The 21,081-nt window shown below is 65.4% G+C and carries 23 protein-coding genes; 8 read left to right on the top strand and 15 right to left on the bottom strand.

Annotated elements, in window-relative coordinates:
- Window positions 1-58 precede the first annotated feature (58 nt).
- Entirely contained in the window at window positions 59-1,765 is a 1,707-nt protein-coding gene (phaC, locus tag VITFI_RS10160) for a class I poly(R)-hydroxyalkanoic acid synthase (RefSeq protein ID WP_089416858.1), read from the bottom strand.
- A gap of 150 nt (window positions 1,766-1,915) precedes the next feature.
- On the opposite strand from phaC, the gene VITFI_RS10155 reads away from it, so the two are divergent.
- Window positions 1,916-2,245: a hypothetical protein gene (locus tag VITFI_RS10155; RefSeq protein WP_089416857.1), complete on the top strand. Its 330-nt coding sequence runs from the start codon at window positions 1,916-1,918 to the stop codon at window positions 2,243-2,245.
- On the opposite strand, the gene pgeF is transcribed toward VITFI_RS10155, so the two are convergent.
- The 3 genes from pgeF to VITFI_RS10140 are packed head-to-tail and all read right to left on the bottom strand — an operon-like array spanning window position 2,177 to window position 4,314.
- On the bottom strand, window positions 2,177-2,959 hold the full coding sequence (gene pgeF / locus VITFI_RS10150) for a peptidoglycan editing factor PgeF (protein WP_198301413.1): 783 nt from the start codon (window positions 2,957-2,959) through the stop codon (window positions 2,177-2,179). The two genes, VITFI_RS10155 and pgeF, sit on opposite strands and share 69 nt — an antisense overlap.
- Window positions 2,946-3,581, bottom strand: coding sequence for a maleylacetoacetate isomerase (gene maiA, locus VITFI_RS10145; RefSeq protein WP_089416856.1), 636 nt, complete (start codon window positions 3,579-3,581; stop codon window positions 2,946-2,948). The genes pgeF and maiA overlap by 14 nt, the downstream gene beginning before the upstream one ends.
- Window positions 3,582-3,600: 19 nt before the next feature.
- Complete coding sequence (locus VITFI_RS10140; RefSeq protein WP_089416855.1) at window positions 3,601-4,314, bottom strand: fumarylacetoacetate hydrolase family protein; 714 nt, start codon at window positions 4,312-4,314, stop codon at window positions 3,601-3,603.
- Between the two features lie 39 nt (window positions 4,315-4,353).
- Here VITFI_RS10140 and VITFI_RS10135 point away from each other — a divergent pair, with 39 nt between their 5' ends.
- Window positions 4,354-4,929, top strand: coding sequence for an NUDIX hydrolase (locus VITFI_RS10135; RefSeq protein ID WP_232476569.1), 576 nt, complete (start codon window positions 4,354-4,356; stop codon window positions 4,927-4,929).
- A 20-nt stretch (window positions 4,930-4,949) separates the two neighbouring features.
- Window positions 4,950-5,609 carry a class I SAM-dependent methyltransferase gene (locus tag VITFI_RS10130; RefSeq protein WP_089416853.1) on the top strand — a complete coding sequence of 220 codons (660 nt, stop codon included), beginning with the start codon at window positions 4,950-4,952 and terminating at the stop codon, window positions 5,607-5,609.
- Here the strand turns inward: VITFI_RS10130 and VITFI_RS17920 are convergent.
- Window positions 5,586-7,859: a TonB-dependent receptor gene (locus VITFI_RS17920; protein ID WP_157725637.1), complete on the bottom strand. Its 2,274-nt coding sequence runs from the start codon at window positions 7,857-7,859 to the stop codon at window positions 5,586-5,588. The genes VITFI_RS10130 and VITFI_RS17920 overlap by 24 nt on opposite strands.
- Window positions 7,860-7,994: 135 nt before the next feature.
- Here VITFI_RS17920 and VITFI_RS17915 point away from each other — a divergent pair, with 135 nt between their 5' ends.
- Together VITFI_RS17915 and VITFI_RS10120 are read left to right on the top strand one after the other, a co-directional pair.
- On the top strand, window positions 7,995-9,437 hold the full coding sequence (locus tag VITFI_RS17915) for a sensor histidine kinase (protein ID WP_157725636.1): 1,443 nt from the start codon (window positions 7,995-7,997) through the stop codon (window positions 9,435-9,437).
- Window positions 9,434-10,090 carry a response regulator transcription factor gene (locus tag VITFI_RS10120; protein ID WP_089416851.1) on the top strand — a complete coding sequence of 219 codons (657 nt, stop codon included), beginning with the start codon at window positions 9,434-9,436 and terminating at the stop codon, window positions 10,088-10,090. The genes VITFI_RS17915 and VITFI_RS10120 overlap by 4 nt, the downstream gene beginning before the upstream one ends.
- Before the next feature lie 4 nt (window positions 10,091-10,094).
- On the opposite strand, the gene VITFI_RS10115 is transcribed toward VITFI_RS10120, so the two are convergent.
- From VITFI_RS10115 to VITFI_RS10070, 10 genes are all read right to left on the bottom strand, one after another.
- On the bottom strand, window positions 10,095-11,099 hold the full coding sequence (locus tag VITFI_RS10115; protein ID WP_198301412.1) for a tripartite tricarboxylate transporter substrate binding protein: 1,005 nt from the start codon (window positions 11,097-11,099) through the stop codon (window positions 10,095-10,097).
- Window positions 11,090-11,791 carry a hypothetical protein gene (locus VITFI_RS10110; protein WP_089416850.1) on the bottom strand — a complete coding sequence of 234 codons (702 nt, stop codon included), beginning with the start codon at window positions 11,789-11,791 and terminating at the stop codon, window positions 11,090-11,092. The genes VITFI_RS10115 and VITFI_RS10110 overlap by 10 nt, the downstream gene beginning before the upstream one ends.
- 8 nt (window positions 11,792-11,799) lie before the next feature.
- A complete protein-coding gene (locus VITFI_RS10105; protein ID WP_089416849.1) occupies window positions 11,800-12,300 on the bottom strand; it encodes a hypothetical protein in 501 nt (166 codons plus the stop codon).
- Between the two features lie 4 nt (window positions 12,301-12,304).
- Window positions 12,305-12,907 (bottom strand): hypothetical protein, encoded by a 603-nt coding sequence (locus VITFI_RS10100; protein WP_089416848.1) that lies wholly within the window; start codon window positions 12,905-12,907, stop codon window positions 12,305-12,307.
- An 18-nt stretch (window positions 12,908-12,925) separates the two neighbouring features.
- Window positions 12,926-13,549 carry a MotA/TolQ/ExbB proton channel family protein gene (locus tag VITFI_RS10095; protein ID WP_089416847.1) on the bottom strand — a complete coding sequence of 208 codons (624 nt, stop codon included), beginning with the start codon at window positions 13,547-13,549 and terminating at the stop codon, window positions 12,926-12,928.
- Window positions 13,546-14,364 carry an ABC transporter permease gene (locus VITFI_RS10090; protein WP_089416846.1) on the bottom strand — a complete coding sequence of 273 codons (819 nt, stop codon included), beginning with the start codon at window positions 14,362-14,364 and terminating at the stop codon, window positions 13,546-13,548. Before VITFI_RS10090 ends, VITFI_RS10095 begins: the two co-directional genes overlap by 4 nt.
- Before the next feature lie 18 nt (window positions 14,365-14,382).
- Window positions 14,383-15,543 carry a type 1 periplasmic-binding domain-containing protein gene (locus tag VITFI_RS10085; protein ID WP_089416845.1) on the bottom strand — a complete coding sequence of 387 codons (1,161 nt, stop codon included), beginning with the start codon at window positions 15,541-15,543 and terminating at the stop codon, window positions 14,383-14,385.
- Window positions 15,544-15,662: 119 nt separating this feature from the next.
- Window positions 15,663-16,646: a PQQ-dependent catabolism-associated beta-propeller protein gene (locus VITFI_RS10080; protein WP_089416844.1), complete on the bottom strand. Its 984-nt coding sequence runs from the start codon at window positions 16,644-16,646 to the stop codon at window positions 15,663-15,665.
- Between the two features lie 185 nt (window positions 16,647-16,831).
- Window positions 16,832-17,581 carry an ABC transporter ATP-binding protein gene (locus VITFI_RS10075; protein WP_198301411.1) on the bottom strand — a complete coding sequence of 250 codons (750 nt, stop codon included), beginning with the start codon at window positions 17,579-17,581 and terminating at the stop codon, window positions 16,832-16,834.
- Window positions 17,578-18,378 carry an MBL fold metallo-hydrolase gene (locus VITFI_RS10070; protein WP_089416843.1) on the bottom strand — a complete coding sequence of 267 codons (801 nt, stop codon included), beginning with the start codon at window positions 18,376-18,378 and terminating at the stop codon, window positions 17,578-17,580. Before VITFI_RS10070 ends, VITFI_RS10075 begins: the two co-directional genes overlap by 4 nt.
- A 344-nt stretch (window positions 18,379-18,722) precedes the next feature.
- On the opposite strand from VITFI_RS10070, the gene VITFI_RS10065 reads away from it, so the two are divergent.
- Genes VITFI_RS10065 through VITFI_RS10055 form a run of 3 tightly spaced genes read left to right on the top strand, consistent with a single transcriptional unit; the run spans window position 18,723 to window position 20,956 of the window.
- The gene (locus VITFI_RS10065; RefSeq protein WP_157725635.1) at window positions 18,723-19,631 is read left to right on the top strand and encodes an MBL fold metallo-hydrolase; all 909 of its coding nucleotides are present in this window, start codon (window positions 18,723-18,725) and stop codon (window positions 19,629-19,631) included.
- Window positions 19,632-19,685: 54 nt separating this feature from the next.
- Complete coding sequence (locus VITFI_RS10060; RefSeq protein WP_089416841.1) at window positions 19,686-20,090, top strand: hypothetical protein; 405 nt, start codon at window positions 19,686-19,688, stop codon at window positions 20,088-20,090.
- A 29-nt stretch (window positions 20,091-20,119) separates the two neighbouring features.
- The gene (locus VITFI_RS10055; RefSeq protein ID WP_157725634.1) at window positions 20,120-20,956 is read left to right on the top strand and encodes a hypothetical protein; all 837 of its coding nucleotides are present in this window, start codon (window positions 20,120-20,122) and stop codon (window positions 20,954-20,956) included.
- Window positions 20,957-21,081: the final 125 nt, after the last annotated feature.

Here is a 21,081-nt window from a genome sequence, read left to right as displayed (position 1 = left end):
CAGAGTCTCCAATGAAATAAAGCAAGGATCAAAAGAGCAAAAACTCAGCCCGCGAAGCTCAAGCCTTGGCCTGAACGTAGCGGCCTGGAGCCGGTTCGATGGCTTTGTGCTTGCGGCCACCGAGGGTCTTGGGGGCGGCCACTTGTTTGCCACTGTGCGTGGCCAGCCAGTTCGTCCAATCCGTCCACCAACTGCCCTTGACTTCGGTGGCACCGGCCAGCCAAGCTTCGTCCTCGACGCTCACATCGTCATTCACCCAGTGGCAGCGCTTGCCGGCCTTGGGCGGGTTGATCACCCCAGCGATGTGGCCCGAAGCACCCAGCACGAAACGCTTGGGGCCGCTGAACACGCGGGTCGAGGCATAGGCGCCTTGCCACGGCACGATGTGGTCTTCACGCGAGGCGTAGAGGTAGAACGGCGCTTCGATCTTGGACAGGTCGAGCTTCTCGCCGCACACCGTCAGGGCTCCGGGCACCTTCAGCTCGTTTTGCAGGTAGGTGTGGCGCAGGTAGTAGCAGTACATCGGGCCCGGCAGGTTGGTCGCATCGCCGTTCCAGTACAGCAGGTCGAAGGCGGGTGGCGCTTCGCCCTTCAGGTAGTTGTTGATGACGTAGTTCCACACCAGATCGTTCGGACGCAGGAAGCTGAACGTGGTCGCCAATTCCTTGCCCTTGAGCAAGCCGGGGCCGCCTGGCGCCTTCTCACCGATGGTCATCTCGCGCAGTTGCACCATGGTGTCGTCGATGAACACATCCAACACGCCGGTGTTGCTGAAATCGACCAAGGTGGTCAGCAAGGTGGCCGATGCAGCCGGTTGCTGGCCCCGTGCGGCCAACACACCCAGCGCGGTCGACAGCAAGGTGCCGCCGACGCAGAAGCCCAGGGTGTTGATCGTCTTGGCGTGGGTGATGTCTTGCACCACCTGAATGGCGGTGATGGGGCCTTTTTCGATGTAGTCGTCCCAGGTGGCGCTGGCGAGGCTTTGATCGGCGTTGCGCCAGCTCACCACAAACAAGCGGTGCCCTTGTTCAACCGTGTAGCGGATCAGGGAGTTGCTGGGCTGCAAGTCCATGATGTAGTACTTGTTGATGCAAGGCGGCACGAACAGCATGGGGCGCTCGTACACCTGGGCGGTCAGCGGTTTGTATTCGATGAGCTGGAACAGCTCGTTCTCGAACACCACGGCGCCTTCGGTCGTGGCGACGTTGCGGCCCACCTCGAACACCGACTCGTCGGTCAGCGAGATGTGCCCCTTCTTCAGATCGGCCATCAGCAGCTTCAGGCCCTGGGCCAAACTCTCGCCCTTGGTTTCGACGGCCTTTTGTTGGGCTTCCGGGTTCAGGGCCAGGAAGTTGCCCGGGCTCATGGCGTCAATCCACTGCTGCACCGCAAAGCGCACGCGCTCTTTGGTTTTGGTGTCGCCGTCCAGCGCATCGGCCAATTGGGTGAGCGTGGCGGCGTTGAGCAGGTACATCTGCACGGTGTAGGACGCCATCGGGTTGTCTTGCCACGCCTTGTTGGCGAAGCGACGGTCACGCTGGGGCTTTTTGCCTTCGTCCTTGCCAAGGCCTTGAACGCTCTGGTTCCACAACTCAGTGGCCTGCTTCAGATAATCCGCTTGCAGCTTGGTGAGTGCATCGGGCGGCAGGGTCAGGCCCGACATGGTTTTGAGCAAATCGCCCAAGGCGTTGCCGAAGGCGGTCACGCCGGCCTGGGTTTGCGATCCGAAGGACTCGAAGGAAGGGATCAGGGGCTGGTTCAACATTCGTCTCCTGGTGACAGGCTCGGGCGCCGGACGAGGGCTAATTCAGAGCGCTGGATAAGGGATTGACCGGTGAGCCGCTTTGTAGGCGGACTAGCTTACCGCATGATGACTCTAATTTTCGTTACGTGATATTGCTTACCACCATTCAAAATGTACATCGTCGCCATTGCTTGGGCTTTCATCGTGATCTTGATGGCCGCCGCAGAAGCCACCTCCACCCAGGGCACGGTGCTCGGGGCTTTGATCACCCTGGTGTTGTACGGCGTCATTCCGCTGACGGTCGTGCTGTACATCATGGGAGCCCCCATGCGCCGGCGTGCGCAGCACCGCGCTGAGCAAGCCGAACTGGCACGATGGCGTCAAGCTGCTGAGGCTGGCACATCCGATGCGGTCGCACCATCAGGGGCTTCCTCAGCGCAACCAGATGGCCGCCGCGTGGCGCCCGGTGACCCGGTCGCGCCGGAACGAGAAAAAACGTGACGGTTGGCTGGCGGTACACCAACTGCCGCCACGCAGGTGTGTCACGCCGGCACATTGCAGGCGCCAGCGGGCCAGGGCGGGTAAATCCGCCCACCACTTGCCGGGGGCACCCGCAGGGCGAAAACACGTGGCCGGGGCGGCCTCAAACGCTTGGCGCACATCCTCACCGACTTCGAAGCGTTCCGGGCCGATGCACGCCCCCAACCAAGCGTGAGCGTAGGCAGGGGGGCTGCCGGTAGCCTCACACAACGCCGCCAGGGTGGTTTCGAGCACGCCGCCAGCCAGCCCGCGCCAGCCCGCGTGGGCGGCCCCCACCCCCAGCGCTTGGCCGGTGGCGTCGGTGACGGCCAACAACACCGGCAGACAATCCGCCACCAACACCGTGCAAGCCAACCCGGGTTCGGTGGTGATGCTGGCATCGGCTTCCGGCAACGGTGCCAACGGCGAGGCGTGACTCAAGCGCACCACCGCCGCACCATGCACCTGGGAGAGGTACACCGGCTGCGCCCCTTCCAGCGCGGCGGCAAAACGTTGGCGGTTGGTGTGGACGGCTTCCAGCGCGTCCACATCACTGCCGGGCAGTTCGGGGGGGCGCAGGTTCAGGCCCGCGAAAGCCCCTTGGCTCACGCCCCCGGCCCGTGTGCTCATCACAGCACCGACGTTGGCGGGCCAGCCGGGGCCGGGGTGCAGCCAATCAGGATCAGGCGTTGGCATCGGGGCACTTCTCCGGGCGGGTGGCTTCGAAAGCCTCCAGCGCCATGCACGCCTCAAACACCTTCATCACCTGGGGCACGTGGTCGAGACGGCACTCGAAACGCTGGGCGTTGAAGATTTGCGGGATCAACAAGCAGTCCGCCAGCGTCGGCGTGTCGCCGTGGCAGAAACGGGCGGGCTGGGCCACGAGCTGGCGCTCCACCGTCTCCAGCCCGGTTTCGACCCAATGGCGGTACCAGCGATTTTTTGCGTCCTCGCTCAAACCCATGGGGCCGGTGAGGTAACGCAACACCCGCAGGTTGTTGAGTGGGTGGATTTCACACGCGATGTCCAGCGCCAGCGCCCGCACCCGCGCCCGGCCCACAGCATCGGCAGGCAGCAGGGGCGGTGTGGGATGGGTTTCCTCCAAGTATTCGAGGATCGCCAGCGATTGGTGAACCAACGCATCCCCGTCCTTGAGCAAGGGCACCAAGCGCGAGGCCGACACGTTGCCGAACGACTCGGTCAAATGCTCGTTGCGCGCCAGATGAACCGGCATGTAGTGAAACGGCAGCCCTTTGAGCGCCAGCGCGATGCGCACCCGGTACGAAGCGGAAGATCGAAAGTAATTAAAGAGTTCCATGAGCGTGTGCCATCCCAAATCACAGTGCGCGTGGGGCCACGGCCACGCGCAGTTCACCCAGGCCCGCAATGCGGGCCGTCATCACATCCCCTGGCGCGACGGCCCCCACACCGGCGGGGGTGCCGGTGTAAATCAGATCGCCGGGCTGCAACGTCCAAGCGCGGCTGAGTGCGGCGATGGTTTCGTTGACGTTCCAAATCAAATCGGCCACATCGCCCCGCTGGCGCGGTTCATCGTTCACCGACAGGGTGATGGCCCCGCGCCGCAACTCTCCGGTCTGCGCCACGGGATGCACCGGGCCAATGGGGGCGGATTGCTCGTAGGCTTTGCCGATGTCCCACGGGCGGCCTTGTTTTTTCATGTCGTTTTGCAGGTCGCGGCGCGTCATGTCCAGGCCGATGGCGTAGCCCCAGATGTGCTGGGCCGCTTGTTCGACGGGAATGTCCCGCCCGCCCCGCCCGATCATCACCACCAGCTCGACTTCGTGGTGCAGGTTGACCGTCAGGCTGGGATAGTCGATGTGGCCGAGGGTGCCAGCGGGCACCACAACCACGGCATCGGCGGGTTTCAGGAAGAAGAACGGCGGCTCACGCCCCGTGGCCCCCATTTCGATGGCGTGTTCGGCATAGTTGCGCCCGACGCAGTACACGCGATGCACCGGGCATTGCCGCCCATCCGTGGTAGGCACCCAGGTGGGTGCGGGTGGTGGGAAAACGCTGGCGATTTCACCCATGGTCACAGTCACACGAAGCCAACACGGCGATGGCCCATCATGCCACGCCCACCGGTACACTGCGCCACCATGCTGAACGAGCGCACCATCCGATATTGCCGGGCCTGTGGCGCGGCCGTCCACTACGTCGTTCCTGAGGACGACAACCGGCCACGTGCCACCTGCACCGTCTGCGCGACGGTTCATTACGAGAACCCGCTCAACGTCGTCGGTACCGTCTGCACCTGGGAGGATCGGGTGCTGCTGTGTCGCCGCAACATCGAGCCCCGGCGCGGCCTGTGGACGCTGCCAGCGGGCTTCATGGAGCTGGGTGAAACGACGGCCCAAGGGGCTCTGCGCGAAACAGAAGAAGAGGCCGGCGCCCTCGTGACGCTGGACGGCTTGTTTGCCGTGCTCAATCTGGCCCAGGTGGGCCAGGTGCATTTGTTCTACCGGGGCCAGATGCAGTCGCCACAACTCAACCCAGGGCCGGAAACGCAAGAAGCACGCTTGTTCCGCGAGGATGAAATTCCTTGGGATGAACTGGCGTTTCGCACCGTTCAACACACACTGCGGCGTTATTTTGCGGATCGTCACACGGGCCAGTTCGGTGTCCACACGATTGACATTGAATGACGACACCGACTGGAGCCTCCATGCCATCGCTGCTGAACGCCTTGCGCGGCAAACACCTGAAAGCACGGCTGACCAACCCTTACGATGAGTTCTGGGATCGGCGCTTGGGCATCGAAACCTTCGGTTATGTGCCCAAGGTTGGGGCCGACCACGACCCCTACGTCCAAGTGCATTACCAACCCACCCCTTACGGGGATGTGTGGCGCATTCTTCGCCACCTGCGCTTGCAGCCGGAAGACGTGTACGTCGATTTGGGCAGTGGTTTAGGGCGCACCGTTTTTGCGGCGCACCGCTTGGGCGCGGGCCGTGCCATTGGCGTGGACATCAACGGAGCGTTGGTGCAGCAGTGTCGCCAGCGTGTCACCACCCCGGCCATTGAGTTCATCGAATCGCCGGCCCAACACTACCCGCATGTCCACACCACGGTGTTGTTCATGTTCCACCCGTTTGGCCCCGGCACCCTGTCCGATGTGCTGGCCCGGTTGGACGACTCGCTGGATCACCGCCCGCGCCGTGTGCGGGTGGCGTACATGAACCCGGTACATAACGACTGCCTGCGCCAGTCGCGTTACCTGCACCAAGTGGAAGCCTGGCCCCCCGCGTACAACCGTTGGACCCGTTCGGGCCACTATGCGGTCACGTTCTGGGAATCGCGCTCAGAACTGCCATCGCACGCCTAACGTCACGGAGCGCGGCGCACCGGGGGCCACGAACAGCGCGTCGCGTTCTTCGTCGCTCCATTGGCCTTGGGCATCAAAGTGGGTGGCTGCCAAGGTGCCGAAACTGGCGTACGTCCGATTCAGGAGGTTGCGCACACTGCCGAACACCTCGACCGTTGGCGCGGGGTGCCAACTGGCCCGAGCGTGCAGCAGCGCGTAACCCGGCAAGGACAGCCGCTGCGACGCGGTGGCATCGTCACTCAAACGCCCGTCCTCGTTGCCATTGACGCCCCGACGCGAAAACGCCTGCACATCCAACCCCAAACGCCACGAAGCCCACCCCAGCCAATCCACCGACGCTTTGAGGGTGTGGCGCGGAACCCCCGCCATTTCGGTGCCTGGGCGGATCGTCACGTTGCGATCCCCCATGCGCAGCACGCCATGGGCTTGGTAACTGGCGTGCAATTGGCTGTAGGCCAGGCGGGCGTCCCACTGCGCAGCGCGATGACCCAGGCTCCAATCCCAGCCTTGGTAGCGTGTGAGGGCAAAGTTTTGGAAGTACCCCAACTGGCCATTGACGCTGACGCTGCGGAACAAAATGTCGTCCCGGTTGTCGTTGCGAAACACGGACACGGCCCCGCGCCACCCCTGCGCCGACGCGGACAGCGGCCCGAACCGCATCCCCACCTCGGTGGTGGTGGCACGCACAGGACGCAGGTAGGGGTCGGATTGCAGCCCGGCAGGCAGGCGGCACGGTTGTGCCGGATCGGCGCAGCCCAGCTCAATCACCGTGGGCACACGGGTGTTGCGAGCCCATTGGCCGAACAACGTCCAACCCGCTTCAAACCGATGGGACAGCCCGAGCGCCGGATTGACGCTGCGGTAATCAAACCGTTCACGCGGCTGCGCTGCCAACTGGCCGCTGTCCTCATCGGCTGTCGAAAGCTGGTTGCTCACGCTGGCGTGTTGCCAGCGCAGCCCACCTGTCAGGTGGGTGCGTGGGGTCAGCGCCCAAGTGTCACCGGCATAGAACCCCACGTTCTGCTGCCGTCCGGCGACGCGGGCGCTGGGTTCAACCGGTTCGTTCAGCGCGACCACCCCACGCGTCGCGTCCAGCTCGCCGGCTTGTTCGGTTTGGTCGTAGTGGGTGCGCGATTGATCCCAGGTGAAGCCCACTTGCCACTGATGGGCCGCTTGCCGTCCGGACACGCCCACACTCACCCCCACCGCATGCTGGCGTGTGGCGGTGCGGTTCAGGCTGGCGCGAGCAGCGGGTTCGTCGGCCTCAGTGCCGCCACCTTCTTCTTCCTCGTCATCGGCCAAATCTCCGTTGACGGTGTGGCGGTCACTGTGGCGATACCAAGCCAGGGCCTCCAAGCGCGTGCGGGCGTCCATGTCGTGGCGCCACTCGGCGCTGAGTTGCAACATGCGGTTGCGGGTTTCGTCGGGGTGGGTGTAAACGGCGCTGCGTTGGTTCGCTCCCACATCGGGCTGACGCTGGCCATCTTCATCGAAGGTATCCAGCGGAATCAACCCGTTGCCCACCAAGCGGCTGCGCCCGGCCAACAGGCTCAGGGTGAACTCGTCATGCGCGAAGGCCCGCCCGAGTTTGGCGAACACGGTGCCCAAGTGACCGGCGGAATGATCCCGCCACCCGTCCTCCTGAAAGCCCGAAAGGGCGACGTAGTGGTGCCATCCGTCCTCGTTGCTGCCGCCGTGGGACAGCGACAGTTGGCGCCGGCCAAAACGGCCCGCCGAAGCTTCGACCCGCGTCCCCGGGGCGGTCACACCGCTGGCGGTGCGCAGCGCCAGTGCGCCCCCCAGGGTGTTCAAACCAAATGCCGGGTTGGCCCCGGGCACCAAGCTGACCGATTGCAGGGCGAACTCCGGCACCATGTCCCAATTCACCACATCACCGAAGGGTTCGTTGATGCGCACGCCATCGAGGTACACCGACAGCCCTTGCGCCGCGCCCAACAAACCCGAAGCCCGGTGGCCGTGGTAACTCACGTCACCCTGAAAGGGGCTGCCCTGGATGTCGTTGATCTGCACCCCCGGCACCTGTTGGGCCAGCAGCTCACTCAGGTTGAGGGCTTGAGCGGCGTCCAGATCGGCCCGGCGTAAAACGTGGGTGGTGTAGGGCAGCGCGGCACGATCCACCCCTTGCCCGGGCAAAGGGGCAGTGCCGATGATGTCGACCGAGGGCACGGCTTCTTCCGCCCAGACATGCCCGCTCAGGGTCATCAAACAGGCTTGAACTGCCCAGGCCATGGGCCGAACCACAGGGCAAACGAAACGAGGGGGCATGGTGTCTCCGTTGTGCTGATTTGAGACCGCTGCGCCTGCAAACCCCGTTCCCATTCGATCGGGAAGTTTTCCCGACCTGCGGGCTGGCAGACTGGCGACATGTCTGTTCGGTCTGTTTTGTCTGGGTTGTGGGGAGCGCGCTCCCCTCGGGTGCCGTTGGCTCTGCCGCGTCTCATCATGTGGCGCGCCGTGGCGGTGGCGGGTTTGGGCTTGGTGTTGGGTTTGGTGCTGGGGCTGCTGCGCTTGCACAGCGATGTGGACGAAGAATTGCTCGCTGCCCGCACCTTGGCCCAACTCAGCCAGCATCTGGCCCTGCTGCCGCAGCAAAGCGACGAGCAAGCGCTGCGCACCCTGCGCCTCTGGCAAAGCGAAGGCGAGTTGCGTCACCTGCAACTGACGGTGCGCGATGCCCATGGCCACCCCCTGCTGTCCACCGCCGACGAGCCGCCCCAACTGCCGCCCACGGTGGCGGCTTGGCTGGATCGCTGGCGCGCGCCGGAGTCTTTCACCGTGGCATGGCAAGTCGCCCGACCGCAAGGCGGCGCGTGGTTCATCGCCCTGAGCGCCCGCCCGGACAGCGAACGCTCCGAAGCGCTGACGTTTTTGCTCGAAGGGCTGGGCGTGCTGGCCGGGGTGGTGGTCGGCATCTTGCTGGTGATGGGCTGGAACACCCGACGCGCCCTGGCCCCGCTGGGGACGATGGTGTCGGCCATCGGGGCGCTGCAACAAGGCCAGCGCGACGCCCTGCGCCACCTGCCCCCCATGCCCGTGGCCGAGCTGGAAGCGGTGGCCGGCGCCCTGCGCGCCCTGGCGGACGCTTTGGCCCAAGCCGAGGCCGAACAGCGCCGCCTCACCCGCCAAGTGCTGACGGTGCAAGACGACGAGCGCCGCCGCTTGGCGCGTGAACTGCACGATGAATTTGGGCAGCGTTTGACGGCGTTGCGCGTCGATGTCGCGTGGCTGACGCGGCAGCGGCCCAGCACCGACCCCGCCGCCCCAGTGCTGGCCGGCATGGCCGAACAAATCGGCCAGCTTCAGCACGACATTCGCGCCACCTTGGCCCGCTTGCGTCCATGGCCAGCGGGCACCGAGGGCGACGGCGGGGCCGCGTGGGTCGAAGCCTTGACCGCGCTGGTGGCCAGTTGGCAGCGTGCGCCCGGCGTGGGCACCACGTTCCAACTCGACCTTCGTTGCCCGCCCGCGTCCGATGCTTGGCCCTGGCCCGATGGGTTGGCCGCCGATGTGTACCGCATCAGCCAAGAAGCGCTGACCAACGTCGCCCGCCATGCCCACGCCCGCACGGCCTGTTTGCGCGTCCACCTCTCTGCCGACGGTCACCTGCATTGGGCGGTGGAAGATGACGGTGTGGGCTTGCCGGCGCTCGGGGAAGCCTTGCGGCGCGGCAACGGCCTGGCCGGTTTGAAAGAGCGGGTTTGGGCCCAAGGGGTCGAACTGTGCTGCCAGCCCCTGAGCCCTGGAGCCGAGCGCCCCGGGTTGCGCCTGGCGGCTGATTTCACGTGGTCTGCGGAGACGCTGGCATGACCGCCCCGACCCGCGTTCTGTTGGTGGACGACCACGCCGTGGTGCGCGCTGGCTACCGCCGCTTGCTGGAGTTGGAGCCCGACATGCTCGTCGTCGGGGAATGTGCCGATGCCGATGCGGCCTATGCCTTGTTGCAACGCCAGCCGGTGTCGGCTGGGGCTTTGGCCGAGGTGATGGTGCTGGATTTGTCCATGCCTGGTCGCAGCGGGTTGGACTTGCTGCGCCGGGTGCGGCTGCGCTGGCCAAGCCTGCGCGTGCTGATTTTCAGCATGCACGACAGCCCCGCCGTGGTGAATCAAAGCCTGCGAGCGGGTGCCGCTGGGTTTGTCACCAAAAGCAGCCCGCCGGAAGAACTGGTGGCTGCGGTGCGGGCGGTGCGCCAGGGCGAACGGGTGGTGTCGCAGGATGTGGCCGCGCACGCGATCCCCGCCGAGGCCCCCACTGCGCCGGCGCCGCATGAGCAGTTATCGGCCCGCGAGTTCGACGTGTTGCGCCACCTCCTTGCCGGCCTGAGTTTGGAGGAGATCGCGCAGCGGCTGTGCCTGTCCCCCAAGACGGTGGCGAATCAGCAATCGCTCATTCGCCAAAAACTGGGGGTGAGCAACGCGGTGGAATTGCTGCGTTATGCCCAGTGGCACGGCCTGGACGGCTGAAGCTTCAGCCCGCTGCCCGCAGCAAACCCAAACGCTCAACGTGGCGTTTCTCAGCCGCGTAGGCGTCACGCAAGGCGTGACCGTAGTCCTCGGGGTTGAGGTGGGCCGGTTCTTGGTCGTACTTCGCCAACTCAGCGACGTGGGCCGGATCGAGCAGCGCCGCTCTGAACGCTTGGTGCAGCACCTGCACCACACCCGCCGGCAGGCCGCGTGGCCCCACCAAGCCATAAGGCGAGTTGGCGACGATGCCCACGCCTAACTCTTTGAGCGTCGGCGCCGTGGGCCAGCGCCGGGCGCGTTGTTCGCCGGTGGTGGCCAACAGGCGCAACTTGCCGCTGTCCACAAACGGCGCGAAACCGTTCGAGTTCATGCCCACCATCGTTTGCCCGGAAGCCAGCGCCAGCATCTGCTCGGACGTGCCTTTGTAAGGCACATGCACATAACTGAAGCCCTTGCGCGCCGACAGCGCCTCCATCACCGTGTGCGGGGTGGTGGCCACACCGTTGGTCGAGACGGTCAACTCCCCGGGATGGGCTTTGGCCCAGGCGAACAACTCGTCCACGCTGTGCCACGGGCTGTTGGCTGGCACGAGGATGCCAAACGTCACACCGCTGAGTTGCAGCAGTGGGGTGGTGTCGCGGATCGGATCCCACAGCACTTTTTGCATCCACGGCACACGCAGCGCGGGATACGGCAATTGGGCCACGGTGTACCCGTCCGGCGCGGCTTGTTGCAGGATCGGCATGCACAGCGTGCCCCCGGCACCAGCACGGTTTTCGATCAACACCCGTTGGCCCAGGTGGCGGCCCGCGACATCGGCCAACACGCGCATGCACACGTCGGTGGCGCCGCCCGCTGGCCACGGCACCCACAGGGTGATGGGTTTGTGGGGAAACGCGCTGGCGCTGGGTTGTGCGCCCACCGGCCCCGCCAGCGCCGCAATGCCCCACGCCGACAAATGCGACAAATGCCCCAGCGCCTGCCGGCGCGACATGCGGTTCAGTTCCATTCGGTCAATTCCATGGTCAAAGTGCCCCCGGCCAAGAAGGTCGAGTTCGCCGGCTCGCGCCGCTCCAGCTTCACCAGGCCCACGCCGGGGCAGTACCACTCCAGCGTGCTGAGGGGCATGTCTTTCCAGCCGACCACCGGGTCGGCAAACAGCTTGACACTGGCCGTGCCCTTGACGCGCACGCAGCCCTCGAAGGTGCCGGCGCGGGTGGCCACTTTGTCCCCGAGGGCCTCAATGACGTAGTTCATGGGGATGTTGCGGTGGCTGTGTCTGATTTCAGGCGGAAATTCTTGGTTGCGCTTGAGCAAGTAGGCCGTGGTGCTGGCCTGCCAAGCCGTGCCCACCTGCAACGGAAATTTGAGGACGTAGCGCGGCGCGGGGTCGGGTTGCGGTTCGGCGTCGAGGTCGGTTTTGCTGGCGACTCGGTAGACGCCGCTGGCGTCCACGCGCAGCCAGTAATCCACCCCCGTGTCGCTGCGGCGCCGAAATGCTCGGCCATCGCCCAGCGCTTCGCTGCCGTGGCCGGTGAAGACGTAGGTTTCATGATCGACGGTGTTGTTTTCCCACTCGGTTTTCACGTCATACGTCCAGCTTCGGCCCTGACCGAGCGGGAACAAATCCGCACCTGCGGGCGGGCTGCAACCGGCCAGCGTGGCAGCGCTCAACAGCGCCAGCAGAGAAAGCGTGTGCATCGGGGGCCTCACTTCTCGGGAAGCTGGGGCGCGGGCAGGTCGCGGATCTTCACTTCCTGCTCATCGCTGCCGGGGCGCAGCCAAGACAGCCCTTTGGGCCCACGCTTGGGTTCAGCCGTGCCCATCTGGCTGACGCCTTGCCGCACCTTCTTCAGCCCTTCGTTGAGCAGCGCGTGCAAATCCTTGCTGTAAGGCAGTTGGTAGGCGCGGGGCTTGGCAGCGGGCTTGCCGTTCTCGATGGCATTCACCCAAACGTACAACGCACCTGGCCGGTTTTTGCTCGGCTCGTCAATGACCGCCGCCAGCAGCACGAACCGCTCAGGCAGGGCCTGGCGGCTGGGCAAGCCCCACACCGCTTCCAACCCGGCATCGGCCCCGACGTACAGCGCAGCGGTGGCGGCGATCAGCAGCGCCTTGGCCCAGCGCGGCCAGGGTGAAAACACGCAGGCCAGCGCCAGCACAAAAGCCAGCGCCACAAAGGCCCACAAGATGGCATCGGTCGCATTCATGGGCTCACATCCTCTCCACCAAGGTTTTGGGCAGGGTGTTGACGCTGTCCACCCCGCCATCGCGGTTCACAGAAAAGCGCACGGCGGTGCCCTCATCGCCTTTGCGCGCCAGGGTCACGGTGCCGTAGAACACCACTTCGGCACGCGGATTCACCTTCACCACCGACACGGTGACGTTGACCGGGCTGCCGTTCTTGCTGTCGTAGTAATGGGCGTTGACGGTGTACTCACCCGGCGCAAAACCCCGGATCGTCACCACCTCCTGGTTCAGCGGATTCACCACTTGCTGGCCGTTGACCACGATGCTGTCGTTGGCCAGCCCTCGGTCGTCGCGGTCGAGGTGCATCATCCCGGCCTCGCGGGCGCGGAACCACACTTTGTTACCGCCCGGGTCTTCGATCCAAGTGTCGATGTCGTTCGGGTTCATGTCCGGCCAGGTCACGGTGATGATGAACTCGGCTTTGGCGTCGATCACCCCGGTTTTGGCTTTCGGATTCATCGCCACCAAAGCGATGGCGAACAGCATCACAAAAGCCAGCAGGGTGTTGAACAGCAAGTCCGAGAACGGGTCAATCTCGTCGTGCCGGCGGTTGCGCAGCATGGCCATGCCGGTGCTCCTGGGTTGTCAGGCATCCGGCGCGGCGGGCGCGCTGGCGACGATGTCGGCCACGATTCGATCCGCCAAGCGATCCAGCAACAGCAGTTGCAAGCCCAGCCACAGGTTCGCCACCAGCCCGACCAACGTGGTGTAAAGCGCAATGGCCATGCCCGAAGTCATCTGCTTGAGCATGGTCTGCACCTGATCGAGATCGAACCCCGGCATCCGCCCGATCTGCGCCGACATGACGATGAACCCCACCACCGTGCCCAGCAACCCGAGTTTGATGGTGGCACCGGCAAACCACCAGGCGGTTTCGTGGGCACCGTGGCTGCGCTCGTTGAGCAGGGCCGGGGCTTGGTCGGGCACGCGCTGCACGTCCTGCGCCCACGCCTGGCGCCAGGCTGAATCGGGTTCGGCTTGCTGCGCCAGCACATTCGCACGCATCCCGCACCAGCCGGTCAGCACGGCACTCAACCCCACGATGCCGGCGCTGATGCCGCTCGGATCGCCCTCCAGCAGCGCCGCCCACAACCCCCGCTGCTGCATCCACAGGGCGATGAACACGCACGTGACCGCCGCCAAACGCCACGCCCAAGTGATGCGCTGGGCCAGCACGTCGGGCGCCAGCGGGACAACGAAGCGGCTCATGCGGCGCCTCCTGGTCGTTTGGTGAGGGCGCCGAAACCGCGCTGCGGGTCATAGCCCCAGGCGGCCAGGGCGAAACACAGGGCCAGTGTGCCCAGCACGATCCAGGGTGAATCGCCCGCGTCCTTGCCGTAGATGGCAAAACGCAGCCATTCCACGGCATGGGTGAAGGGGTTGAAGCGGGCGATCCACCACACCCATTCGGCGCCGGACTCTTCCAGCTTCCACAGCGGATAGAGCGCCGTGGACATGAAATACATCGGGAAGATGACAAAGTTCATCGTCCCGGCGAAGTTCTCCAACTGGCGGATGTGAACCGAGAGCAGCAACCCCAGCGCCCCCAGCATCAGCGCCGCACTGACGGCGGCCAGCAGCACGGCGGGCGTCTGCGGCCCCCACAGTGGCAACGTGGTGCCCAGCAAGGCGGCGATCAGCACAAAAGCCAGCGCCTGCCCCAGCGACAGCACGGCGGTGGCGCACAACTTGGCGAACAGCACCCACCAGCGCGGCAGCGGCGCGGTCAGCAGCAGGCGCATCAGGCCCATCTCCCGGTCATACACCATCGCCAGGCTGGACTGCATGCCGTTGAACAGCAACACCATGCCGATGAGGCCGGGGGCGATGTAGATGTCGTAGGGGATGTAGGTGTCGTAAGGCTCGTTGATGGCCATGCCGAACACGTTGCGAAAGCCAGCGGCAAACACCGCCAGCCACAGCAGCGGACGCACCAGCGCCGAGGCCAGGCGCCCGTACTGGCGCACGAACTTCATCAGCTCGCGGTGGACGATGGCCCAAAGGGCCTGCATGGCATGGCGCATCGAGCGGCCTTTCTTGGTTTACTTCGCCGCAGCGGCGGCGGCTTTGCAGAGCTTCTCGCCTGCATCGGCCCCGAGGGTGTCCAGGGTGTTTTTCGGGTGCAGCACACCCTCCACTGGCGCGGTGCTGATAACCCCTTGCCCATCGGTGAGCAACAGCGGCTGACGCAACTGGCCGTCCCAGGGCCGGAAGCTCATGGGCACACCTTTGGAGCCGTCCAGCTCCTCGTCAAGCAGCGCTTTTTGCACGGCAGCGGCAGGCCCCTTGGGCGCAGCCACCACGGCGGCGGCCAGCGCCTTGGCGCCGAGCCAGGCTTGCCAGTCCTGCGCCGTCATCGGGCGGGCTGCACTCTTGAAGAAGCGGCGCGAGACCTGCGGCGCCCCAAAACGCTCGTACTGCGCATGCCAAGCCAGCGCCACCAGGCCGGCATCCCCCACCACGGGGCGCGGCGCGGCGGTGCGATAGGGCAGGCTGCGGGCGAATTCGCCGTCCGAGTCCACCACCCACACCACGTCGTGCGGGCCGGTGGTGGCCGGGTTGGTCAGCAGCAGCGGGTTCGCCAGATCGCGCTCACGCGGATCGCCCGAAAGCTTGAAGGGTTTGCTGCCCACCAGCTTGAGGCCATACCGCTTGATAGCGGCCTGAGCCACAGCCGAGCGTGCTGCATCCGCCGGGCTGGGGCCGGTCAGCAGCAGCACCTGGCTCCACTTGCGCGCCACCAGGGTTTGAGCCAGCGCATCGGCCCGCTGGCGCTCGCTGGGGGCAAGGTGCAACAGGCGCGGGCGGCAGTCCTGCTGGCGCAGCCGGTCATCGGCGGCACTGAGGTTGAGCACGGGGAGTTTCACCGCGTCGGCCACGGCCAGCAACTGATCGGCGGGCAGGTCGGCCAGCAGCGCCACGGCGCCGGCTTTTTCGGCTTTTTGCGCAGCAGCACGGGCGCTGGCGGCATCGCGCACCGGCACGGTGTCAATCGCCAGGCTGGCGCCAACGCTGTCCAGCTCCAGGCGGCTTTCCTTCAGCGCCACGACCATCGCGTCAGCGGCGCTGCCGCCGGGGTGGCCGAGGTAGGCACGCTCCAAGCGGCTGCGTTCCAGGCGGGCATCGTCTTCGGGCAGGAGCAGCACGGCTTTGAAGGGGGCAGCGCTGGCGGCACCAGCGGCCAGCACCAGCAGCAGCAGCATGATTGGGAGAGGTGGGTTTCCCCTCTCCCCGGCCCTCTCCCACAAGGGGAGAGGGAGAAATACCGCCTTTAAAGCCCCTCTCCCCTTGTGGGAGAGGGGTTGGGGAGAGGGGGCGGCACTCATTCCACCACCACCACGCTGTGCGGCACACGGCCCACGGGCAGGGTCTTGAGCGCCTTGGCGCTGGCCACGTCCACCACCGTCAGGTCGTCCGAGAGGCCGTTGACCACCAGCAGCTTGTCCCCTGCCTTGTTCAGCCCGACGCCCCAAGCACGCTTGCCCACCAGCACCAACTGTTCGACTTTGCGCGAGGCCACATCCACAAACGCCACGTGGTTGGCTTGGCCCAGGCCGACGAAAGCGCGTTTGCCATCGGCACTCATCGTCAGGCCGACGGGGGTGATGTCCTTGTCGCGTGCGCCCTTGACCTGGAACTTGATCGTTTCGATCACCGCCTGCGTGCGGGTGTCGATCACGCTGACGCTGGCGGCCAGCTCGTTCGTCACCCAAAGCTGGCTGCCATCGGGCGTGAGCGCAAAGCGGCGCGGGCGCTTGCCGACCTTGATGTTTTTCACCACCTTCTTGCTGGCCGCATCCACCACATGCACCAGGCTGGCCACCTCGGAGGTGACATACACCGTCTTGCCATCCGGCGACACGAGCACGCCCTCGGGCTCCTCACCGACCTTGATGGCGCCCACGCGCTTGCCACTGGCCACGTCCACGATGCCGACTTCGGCGTCTTCCTCGTTGCTGACGTAGAGCGTTTTACCGTCTGGGGTCAGGTCGAAGATTTCCGGGTCATCCCCCAGCGGCAGCTTGCCCACCGATTTGCGCGAGGCCACGTCGATCAAGTCGGCTTGCTGCGAGTCCCCGCAGGCCACCACCAGCTTTTTGGCGTCGGGGGTGAGGCGCATGTGGCGCGGGCGTTTGCAGGTGGGCACGGTGCCGGCCACGGTGAGGGTCTTCATGTCGATCAGGGTCAGCGTGTGATCCTTCTCGCTGCTGACCCAGGCGATGCCTTGGGCCTGCGCGGCGCCGGTCAGCCCCAGGGCGAGCACCAGGGCCGAGAGCGTGGGGAACTTGCGGGAAAACATGGGCATGTCTTTTGTCTCCAGGGGTGGTGTGTGGTGTGTTGTTGTGTTGTGGTGCTCCCCCTCTCCCCAACCCCTCTCCCGCGAGGGGAGAGGGGCTTTCAGCAGCGCACCGGTTTCAGCATTGCTCACCGGTTTTGCTCCCTCTCCCCTCGCGGGAGAGGGCTGGGGAGAGGGGGCTCGCGGCCTGCCCTCTAAGTCGTCGCTCGGATAAACGCCTCCTCCAGCCGCTCGCCCCCCAGCGTCTGGGCGACACCCGTCGGTGTGCCATCGGCCAGCAACTGGCCTTTGTGCAACACCAGCACGCGGTCGGCGGCTTCGGCTTCTTCGACCAAATGGGTGGCCCAGAGCACGGTGGAGCCGCGTTCGGCCACATCGGCACGCACAGCAGCCAGCAGATCGCGGCGGGATTTCGGATCGAGGCCCACCGTGGGTTCGTCCATCAGGATGACTTGCGGGCGGTGCAACAACGCCCGCACCAACTCCACTTTGCGCCGGTTGCCGCCGGAGAGTTCACGCACTGGGCGATCGAGATCGGCTGCCGTGCCCAACGCGGCGCAACCGTCGGCGATGCGCGTGGCGGCCAGCTTGCGCGGCAGGCCGTGCAAATCGGCATGAAATTGCAGGTTGCGCCGCACCGACAAATCGAGGTCCAGCGACATCTGTTGAAACACCACGCCGATGCAGGCCAGCGCCTTCGTGGCCACATGGCGCAGCGAGTGCCCCGCGACGCTGACCTCCCCGCCGCTGGCCGAAAACAGCCCTGTCAGCACTTGGAACAAGGTGGACTTGCCCGCTCCGTTCGGGCCGAGCAAGGCCACAAACTGGCCCGCCGGCAGGCTCAAGCTCAGACCATTAAGGGCGGTGCGTGCGCCGTAGCGCTGCACCAGTTGCTGGACTTCGAGCATCGAAGAGGCCGCCGGGGCCGAGGTGGGCAGGTTCATAGGTCGATCACCATGCCGTCATAGGCCACCTCAAATCCATCGGTGCTGGCCCGATGCAGCTCCTCCGGACGCTGTCCGCGCAGCATCACTTTGCGCTGGGCACGCCACGCGGGGACGCTGGGCTGGGCCTCTTCGTCCAGCCAATGCGTGTGATCGTCCAGCATCACACAGTCGGCGCGGCGCAGCCAATCCAGCTCTGTGCCCCCCAGCACCTGGGCACCCTGCGACACAAACAAACGTTGATCGCTCATCACATCCCGCACCGCAATGGCCACTGACAACCCGGTGCTCGTCGGCGTCCCAGGCTCCAGCGCACAGGGCGCCGCTTGGCTCTCGGTGGACAAGGCAGTGAACTCCAAGGTCGGCAGGGCTTCCACCCGAAAACTGGCAGACAACGTTTCTCCCGCCACCGGAATCACGTGCCAATGCACCCCGCAATAACGTTGCAGCACCTGCAACACAGGCATCTGTTGACTCAACACCTCAAACACCGCAGGCGTGGCGTACAGGTCAATCGGCGCCCCATCGCGCAGGCTCAGCAGGCCGGTCACATGGTCAATCTGCGCATCGGTGAGGATGATGCTGCGCGTGTCCGCGTCCATCAGGCCACTGTGGCAACGCAACGCGGGATCGGTCTGGAGCTGCTCCGCGACGTTGGGCGCCACATTGATCAAAGCCCACCCCTCGGCGTCATCGGACAGCGCGGCCACCCCATGGCGGCCTGTCGGCGCCGGATCACGCGAGGCGGCCCGGCGGCCAGCGGGCAACATCCCCCCCCGCAAGATCACGAGCTTCATCAGATGCCTCCCACAACGATGCAACGGACACCACCGCCACGACCCGCGCAGCGGCACAAGGTTTGCGGTACGCCCCTCAGCGGGCGCACCCCATGGAGAAAACAATGAGGCATGAACCAATCACAACCAGACAGACACCTCCAGGTGCAAGACACATGCCGCCACCCTCCACGCCCCCACAAAGAAACGAACGGGCGTTCGCTGAAGGTTCGGCCTGCGGGCAGTCACCCGGATGGTGGCGGGCGGTCGCTGCGCGCTGGAACAAGGGGAACTGCGATTGCGCCAGGTTGAAACAGGGTTTTCACCGAATCGTGGCGCACCTGTGCGGGCTGCTGGGATGGGTGATGGCTCAAAGCGCCTTGGGAGCTTGCCCTGCCGATGCGCCCTCGCTGCAAGCCCTGGGGCCGGATCTCTGGTGGATTCCCGGCGCGGCGGGCGACTCAACGCCCGCCAATCGGGGCCGAACCGACAACCTCTTGGTGTTGCGCCGCGATGGCCGGGTGTGGTTGATGGGCAGTGGTGCCTCCCCCGCCGCAGGGCACGCCTTGGCCTGCGTGCTGCGCGAACGGCTGGGCTGGCACGTCACCGACGTGGTCAACCCGTGGGCGCGGCCTGAAGTGGTGCTGGGCAACTCGGCTTTCACCCGCGCTTCAACACCCGCCCGCCTGTGGGCACACGACGAAGTGGCGCAAGCCATGCAACGGCAGTGTCCGCGCTGCGTGGAGCGGCTGCACCAGCGTTTGGGGGCGGCGGCGGTCGATCTGGGCCCTCAGCCCATCGTCATCCCGCCGTTGCGGCTGCAAGGCTCACAGGGCACCCTGGGGCCGTGGCAGTGGTGGCGCTTGGAACGCGCCCCCGGCAGTGTGGTGACGGTGTGGCATGTGCGCGGTTCTGCATGGTGGTGGGCGCCTGGCCTGCTGTGGAGCGATGGCCCGCCCGATCTGCGCGATGCCCACACCGCCACGCTGGCCTCGTCGCTGGCGCAGCTCGATGGCCTCACCCACGACGCGCCTGAGCCCCCCCGCTGGCTGCCCACCCAGGGCGAGCCACTGCCATCCGATGCGCCGCACACCCAGCACCTCTACGTCCGCCATCTGCCCTGGCTCGCGCAGCAGCGGCAAGACAGCGGCACGCTGGAAACCGATCCGCCCCCCGTGCCCGAGGGCCCGGCTTATCTGTCGCAAGGGGAACGCGCCAGCTTGAATTGGCAGCGGGTGTGGCGCCAAGTCGAATCTGCCACGGCGCCACGTTGAGTCGCTGGGGGAGCCAAGGCAGAATGCCCCCGCCACCCCAACGCCGTCACCGCCATGCCCCTCGCCACCGCCGCCGATGTGGAACGCTTCGCCGACTTGCTCACCGAGTGCGCCGACGCGATCCACCAACGCTTGATTGCTGCCATACGCGCCGCAGAAGTCAACCCTTTCACGGCCCAGCAAATCCTTCAAGATGAGGCGACCCTGCGCCAGCGGGCCAATGGGTTGTACATGGACGCCGCCCAGTGCATCGTCGCTGATCTGGGAGACGATCAGATCAACCTGAACGAAGTGATCCGCGAGGCTGGCACGCGCATCACGGAGATTTCCAAAATCGCCCACTTCATCGACATCGTGTCGGATTTGCTGGTGGTGGTGTCCTCGGTGTACGCCGCCCAGCCCGGGCCGATTTTGGCCGCTCTCCACGACATCCAACAAGACATCGACACCATCACCTGACCCTCGCCCCCTTGCTCGGGAGAACCGCCATGTCTCACGCTGTGCCTGCTCGTCTTTTGCGAGCCGCTGTGCTGCTCATCGTCACGTTCTTGGCGGGCTGCGCCAACCTCCAAGGGGTTCAGAACTTTGCACGAAGTTATGACAAGCTCGCCGCTTACCCCGAGTTGACCCACCACTTCGTGGACACCTATGCGCGGGAACAGCCTTACCTGCCCACAGCCAGCGATGCCGTCGCCCGCGAGACCGACCAGAAACGCCAAGCCGCCCAAGCCGATCTCTTGAAAATCCACACCATCGTCGGCCAGTACATGGGCACGTTGGGCAAGATGGCCGGCGACACCACATTTCAAACCCATTCCGCCGACTCCGCCGTCAGCAGCGCGGTGCAGGAGCATCCCGAACTCGGCATGAATGCGCTGTATTTGGAAGCGCTGTCCCGCCTCTCGACGTTGACGGCACGCTGGGCCATCGCCCAACTGCAAGTCAACGCCGTGCGCGACATGATCCGGGACGGCGATGACGCCTTCCAAACCATCGTGAAGGGCATGAAATCGGTGGTTCGCCTCTATCGCAAGACGGCTGAAAACGAGAAGAAAAACTTCACCAATTTCTACGAGGTCGAGCTGATGATGATCGACCCGGCCCAAAACCGCTTGCTGGTGTCGCTGGCGCGGGCACACTCGTTACAACAGGTTCGCTCCTACGACCAAGTGATCGGGCAGTGCCAGACGCTGGAAAACAACCTCGAAGCCATGGCCGCCCACCACACCTTTTTGGCCGAGAACAGCGATGCGTTTCGGGGCGCCGGTGCCGCCACCAGCACCACCCAATTGATTCACAAAGCCTCTGACACCGTGGGCTGGTAAACCACCACCCAGCGTTCCCTACCCTTCGCATTGAGACGGCCCGGGAGGCAAGGCAGAATGTCCGCATCAACTCCGACCCTCCCATGGCGCTCCCCTCCTCTCCTTCCCCCTCTCGATCGTCAGCG

It is taken from the genome of Vitreoscilla filiformis, assembly GCF_002222655.1.
In the GTDB taxonomy this organism is placed as follows: domain Bacteria; phylum Pseudomonadota; class Gammaproteobacteria; order Burkholderiales; family Burkholderiaceae_C; genus Ideonella; species Ideonella filiformis.
This window is presented reverse-complemented; position numbering and strand designations above follow the sequence as displayed.

Excerpts from the sequence above, each read along its gene's own strand:
- VITFI_RS10080 (WP_089416844.1), bottom strand. The coding sequence starts at position 16,646 with ATGCCCATGTTTTCCCGCAAGTTCCCCACGCTCTCGGCCCTGGTGCTC.
- VITFI_RS10055 (WP_157725634.1), top strand. The coding sequence starts at position 20,120 with ATGTCTCACGCTGTGCCTGCTCGTCTTTTGCGAGCCGCTGTGCTGCTC.
- VITFI_RS10110 (WP_089416850.1), bottom strand. The coding sequence starts at position 11,791 with ATGCACACGCTTTCTCTGCTGGCGCTGTTGAGCGCTGCCACGCTGGCC.
- VITFI_RS10155 (WP_089416857.1), top strand. The coding sequence starts at position 1,916 with ATGTACATCGTCGCCATTGCTTGGGCTTTCATCGTGATCTTGATGGCC.
- VITFI_RS10065 (WP_157725635.1), top strand. The coding sequence starts at position 18,723 with ATGGCTCAAAGCGCCTTGGGAGCTTGCCCTGCCGATGCGCCCTCGCTG.
- phaC (WP_089416858.1), bottom strand. The coding sequence starts at position 1,765 with ATGTTGAACCAGCCCCTGATCCCTTCCTTCGAGTCCTTCGGATCGCAA.
- VITFI_RS10075 (WP_198301411.1), bottom strand. The coding sequence starts at position 17,581 with ATGAACCTGCCCACCTCGGCCCCGGCGGCCTCTTCGATGCTCGAAGTC.
- maiA (WP_089416856.1), bottom strand. The coding sequence starts at position 3,581 with ATGGAACTCTTTAATTACTTTCGATCTTCCGCTTCGTACCGGGTGCGC.
- VITFI_RS10085 (WP_089416845.1), bottom strand. The coding sequence starts at position 15,543 with ATGCTGCTGCTGCTGGTGCTGGCCGCTGGTGCCGCCAGCGCTGCCCCC.
- VITFI_RS17915 (WP_157725636.1), top strand. The coding sequence starts at position 7,995 with ATGTCTGTTCGGTCTGTTTTGTCTGGGTTGTGGGGAGCGCGCTCCCCT.
- VITFI_RS10100 (WP_089416848.1), bottom strand. The coding sequence starts at position 12,907 with ATGGCCATGCTGCGCAACCGCCGGCACGACGAGATTGACCCGTTCTCG.
- VITFI_RS10135 (WP_232476569.1), top strand. The coding sequence starts at position 4,354 with ATGCCACGCCCACCGGTACACTGCGCCACCATGCTGAACGAGCGCACC.
- VITFI_RS10090 (WP_089416846.1), bottom strand. The coding sequence starts at position 14,364 with ATGCGCCATGCCATGCAGGCCCTTTGGGCCATCGTCCACCGCGAGCTG.
- VITFI_RS10105 (WP_089416849.1), bottom strand. The coding sequence starts at position 12,300 with ATGAATGCGACCGATGCCATCTTGTGGGCCTTTGTGGCGCTGGCTTTT.
- VITFI_RS10140 (WP_089416855.1), bottom strand. The coding sequence starts at position 4,314 with ATGGGTGAAATCGCCAGCGTTTTCCCACCACCCGCACCCACCTGGGTG.
- VITFI_RS10120 (WP_089416851.1), top strand. The coding sequence starts at position 9,434 with ATGACCGCCCCGACCCGCGTTCTGTTGGTGGACGACCACGCCGTGGTG.
- VITFI_RS10060 (WP_089416841.1), top strand. The coding sequence starts at position 19,686 with ATGCCCCTCGCCACCGCCGCCGATGTGGAACGCTTCGCCGACTTGCTC.
- VITFI_RS17920 (WP_157725637.1), bottom strand. The coding sequence starts at position 7,859 with ATGGCCTGGGCAGTTCAAGCCTGTTTGATGACCCTGAGCGGGCATGTC.
- VITFI_RS10115 (WP_198301412.1), bottom strand. The coding sequence starts at position 11,099 with ATGGAACTGAACCGCATGTCGCGCCGGCAGGCGCTGGGGCATTTGTCG.
- VITFI_RS10070 (WP_089416843.1), bottom strand. The coding sequence starts at position 18,378 with ATGAAGCTCGTGATCTTGCGGGGGGGGATGTTGCCCGCTGGCCGCCGG.
- pgeF (WP_198301413.1), bottom strand. The coding sequence starts at position 2,959 with ATGCCAACGCCTGATCCTGATTGGCTGCACCCCGGCCCCGGCTGGCCC.
- VITFI_RS10095 (WP_089416847.1), bottom strand. The coding sequence starts at position 13,549 with ATGAGCCGCTTCGTTGTCCCGCTGGCGCCCGACGTGCTGGCCCAGCGC.
- VITFI_RS10130 (WP_089416853.1), top strand. The coding sequence starts at position 4,950 with ATGCCATCGCTGCTGAACGCCTTGCGCGGCAAACACCTGAAAGCACGG.